General features: G+C 62.0%; 3 protein-coding genes. All 3 read right to left on the bottom strand.

Going from position 1 to position 3,765, the window contains the following annotated elements; translation table 11 throughout:
• The coding region (locus JNL55_RS28680; protein ID WP_293862753.1) for an efflux RND transporter permease subunit at positions 1-1,140 on the bottom strand (1,140 nt) is incomplete at its 3' end.
• Positions 1,137-2,258: an efflux RND transporter periplasmic adaptor subunit gene (locus JNL55_RS28685; RefSeq protein WP_293862754.1), complete on the bottom strand. Its 1,122-nt coding sequence runs from the start codon at positions 2,256-2,258 to the stop codon at positions 1,137-1,139. The genes JNL55_RS28685 and JNL55_RS28680, both read right to left, overlap by 4 nt.
• Positions 2,258-3,550, bottom strand: a complete 1,293-nt coding sequence (locus tag JNL55_RS28690; RefSeq protein ID WP_293862755.1) for a TolC family outer membrane protein — start codon at positions 3,548-3,550, stop codon at positions 2,258-2,260. Before JNL55_RS28690 ends, JNL55_RS28685 begins: the two co-directional genes overlap by 1 nt.
• Positions 3,551-3,765 lie beyond the last annotated feature (215 nt).

Genomic DNA, 3,765 nt, shown 5'->3' on the forward strand with positions numbered 1-3,765 from the left:
CAGCCACAGCATGGCGGCGAACGTGCCGAACAGTGAGATCGGCAGGCTGACTGCAGGAATCAACGCCGCGCGGCCGTGACGCAGGAACAGCAGGATCACCAGCACGACCAACACGATGGTCAACAGCATGGTCAAGTAAACGTCGTGAATGGCGTGGCGAATCGAGATCGAGCGATCGTTCATCTCGACCACTTTGATCGAGGGCGGCAGCTGTTGCTGAAGGCGCGGCAGCATGTCGCGAATCGCCTCCACGGTGGCGACCGTGTTTGCATTCGGCTGGCGCTTGATCTGCACCAACGCGGCGTCTTCGCCGTTCACGTCGCTGGTGTTCTGCGTGTTCTCGATGCTGTCGCGAACGGTGGCGATGTCGCCGAGGCGGATGACTTCGCCGTCGCGTGTGGCGATGACGACTCGTTGGAAGTCGGCGGCGGCTTTGAGCCGATTCGGCATTTGCAGCGTCAGCATTTGCCGTGAATTATCGAGCTGACCAATCGGTGTGTTCGAGTTTGCGAGCTGTAATGCCGCGCTAACTTCGTCGAGCGTCAGGTTCAACGCGGTCAAGCGCTCGGGATCGACTTCGACGCGGACAGCAAAGCGTTTGTGGCCGCTGATCGTCACTTGCGACACGCCGTTCACGGCGGACAGTGCAGGCACCACCAAGTTGTCGATGTATGCATTCAACTGGCCCATGGTCATGCTGGGCGAGCTCAAGCCTAGCGTCAGGATCGCGCCATCGCCGGGGTTCACGCGAGAGTAGGTCGGCGGCGTTTTCATTTCCGCCGGCAACTTCCGGCTGGCCTGCGACAAGGCGGCCTGCACTTCGGTGGCGGCCGAGTCGATGCTGCGCGAAGAGTCGAACTCCAGCTGCAGCTTGGTCTCACCTTGCATGCTGGTGGAGGAGGTGCGCACCAGGCCAGCGATGGCCGAGAATTCCTTCTCTAACGGCGTCGCGATGGAACTGGCCATGGTCTCGGGGCTGGCACCCGAGAGCACCGCTTTGACGGAGATGGTGGGCGTTTCGTATTGAGGCAGCGCTGCGATGGGCAACTGCATCCAGCTAACGAAGCCGGCCACGATGACCGCGAGCCACAGCAACAAGGTTGCGACCGGACGCCGCAGACTCAAGCGGGAAAGGTTCATGAGCGCACCTGTACTTTCATGCCGGCTCGCAGTGCGCGGTTGCCTTCGACGACCACGCGCGGTGTGCCGTCGACGCCCGCCACCACCGCTTGCTCATCTTGAATTCGCAGCAACGTCACAGGCTGCTCGCTCACTTCGTCGGCCTCATTCAATACATATACGAAATGGCCTTGCGGACCTTCGAGCAGCGCTTGCGGCGGCAGCACGGTGGCGCCGCGTTCGAAGCCTGCTTGCAGCTCGACCCGCACGAACGCGCCGGGCCACAACGTGCTCGTGGCGTTCGGGAAGCTGGCCTTGAGATTGATGGTGCCGGTGTTGCGATTGACAGTGTTGTCGATGAAGGTGAGTTTGCCGTCGACGTATTGACCGTCAGGCGTCTTCAAGTGAATGCGCAGCGATTGTTCGGCGCGGGCTTGCAGAATTGCGGCGAGCTGCGTTTCCGGCAGACTGAACTCGACGCCGATGGGATCGAACTGCAGTAGCGTCACCAACGGCAGCGAGCCGCCGACTTGCGCGAGACTGCCTGGATGCACGTCGACTGCACCTGCTCGCGCAGCGATCGGTGAAACGATGCGCGTGTGGTCGAGCTGCACTTTGGCGGTGTCCGCTTCAGCCAGCGCCGCTTGATGCTGAGCTCGCAGTGCTTCGACTTTGCTCTCGCTGGTGTCGGCCGCACTCGGCGAGATGAAGCCGGCTTTCACCAATTCCGTGGAGCGATGAAAGTCGCGCGCGGCGTCGTCGAGCTGCGCCTTGATCTGCGCGGCTTGTGCTTGCGTGCGGCTCAGCTGCGTTTTGGATTCCGCTGGATCGATTTCAAACAACAACTGACCGGGACGGATGTCGTCGCCTTCGCGAAAGTGCACGGCGCGAATGATGCCGGTGACCTGGGGGCGCACATCGACTTGATTGAGCGCGACCAGATGACCCTGGCCTTGGATGTGCACGGGCAGGTCGCGAGTCTGGGCTGTTGCCACTCGGACCGCGGGCAAGGCTTTCGGCGTATCAGCTTTGGCAGAGGCGGACTTGTCTTGCTGTGACAGTGTCACGGCCGCAATCAACGCGAGCACGACGGCGGCCCAGATGACGGTCCTAAGTGAGCGATTTGTTTTCAGGGACATCAAAGCTGGGTCTCATCGAGGGCGGACGAAGGGGCGTTCAACCAGGTGTTCACCGAGACCAGTTGCTGATCGGTGAGCTCGCCGAGCGAGGCTGCGAGTTGCAGGCGGCTGAACAAATATTGATAACGAGCGGCGGTGCGGTCGTACAGCGTCTGGTAGTAGGTCTGCTCCGCGTTGAGCACGTCGAGCGTGGTGCGGACGCCAACGTCGCGGCCGGTCTTGCTCGATTGCAAGGCTGAAGCGCCGGAGATGCGTGCTTGATCGAGTGCATGCAGTCGCGCGGCTCCGCTGACCACATCTAGATAAAACTGTTGAGTTTGCAGTTTGACGTCGCGGTTCAATGCTTCCAGTGCGTTTGCGCTGGCACTCGCGTTGGCTTTCGCTTGCCGTAGTAATGAGGAGCGCGAGCCGCCGCTGAACAACGGCACGGTCACTTGCACGCCGATGGCGCCGCTGTCGGTGCGGTCGCGCCAGCCGGAGGAGGAGATGCTGCCGTCATCGATCTCGCGTCCGTAACTGGCGACGAGTTGGACGATGGGGGAGTGCGACAGGCGATAGCGGTCGATTTCACTCTTGGCGATGTCCAGACCGAGACGCTCGGCTTGCAGTGCCAGGTTGTGTTGTTCCGTCTGTGCCAACAACGATGCGAGCGTGTCGCGGGGCGTGTCGACTTGCGGTGTGGTGTCGCCGACGGTTTGCAGCTTGCCCGGATCGAGGCCGGTCAGGTTGGTGTAAGCGGCGGCTGCGAGTTGCAGCGTGCTACGCGCGGCGATCTCGGTCGCGAGGATGGTGTCGTAACGGGCCTGCGCTTCGTCCTTGTCCGTGATCGTTGCCAGCCCGAGTTCGAAGGTCTTCTTCGCCTGGGCCAGCTGCTGACTCACGGCTTGCTTTTGGGCACGCACCAACGTGAGGTTGGTTTGCGCGACCAGCACGTCGAAGCAGGCTTGTGCCGTTCGCAGAATCAGATCCTGCTCGGCGACACGGAAGGCGATGCGAGCTCGTTCGGTTTCCTTCAGCAGTTGCGAGCGGGTAGCGAAGGCGTTGGCGTCGTAAATCGGTTGCGCTAATTGCACAGACCAATTCGTTACGCGGCCTGAGGTGCGCTCCGTCGCGGTCTCGGTAGGATCGCCAGAGCGATACTCTTCTCGCTGATGCTCACCAGTGCCGACCAGGTCGAGCCGCGGCAGGATGGTTGCCGTCGCCTGATTGGCTTGCTCCAACCCTGCCGTCAGCGTGTCTCGCGCTGCCGCCAACGTCGCGTCGTACTCTCGCGCCGCTTGCCAGGAGGTCATCAGGTCCTCGGCGTTCGCCGCTGGGACCAGCATTAGCAAGGCGAGGGGAGCAAACAGGAGTCGGGGCATCAGCAGGCATCATGTTGGAATGAGCCCGCAGTGTGCGGGAGGGTTGCTGACGTGGGGCCAGCGAGAAGCGTCAGGTTGGTGTCAGGTAACTCATCGCCGCCGCTCTCGATCCCTGCCACCCCCAATGCTAAGATGCGCGGCCCGAG

The organism is Steroidobacter sp. (genome assembly GCF_016790065.1).
In the GTDB taxonomy this organism is placed as follows: domain Bacteria; phylum Pseudomonadota; class Gammaproteobacteria; order Steroidobacterales; family Steroidobacteraceae; genus Steroidobacter.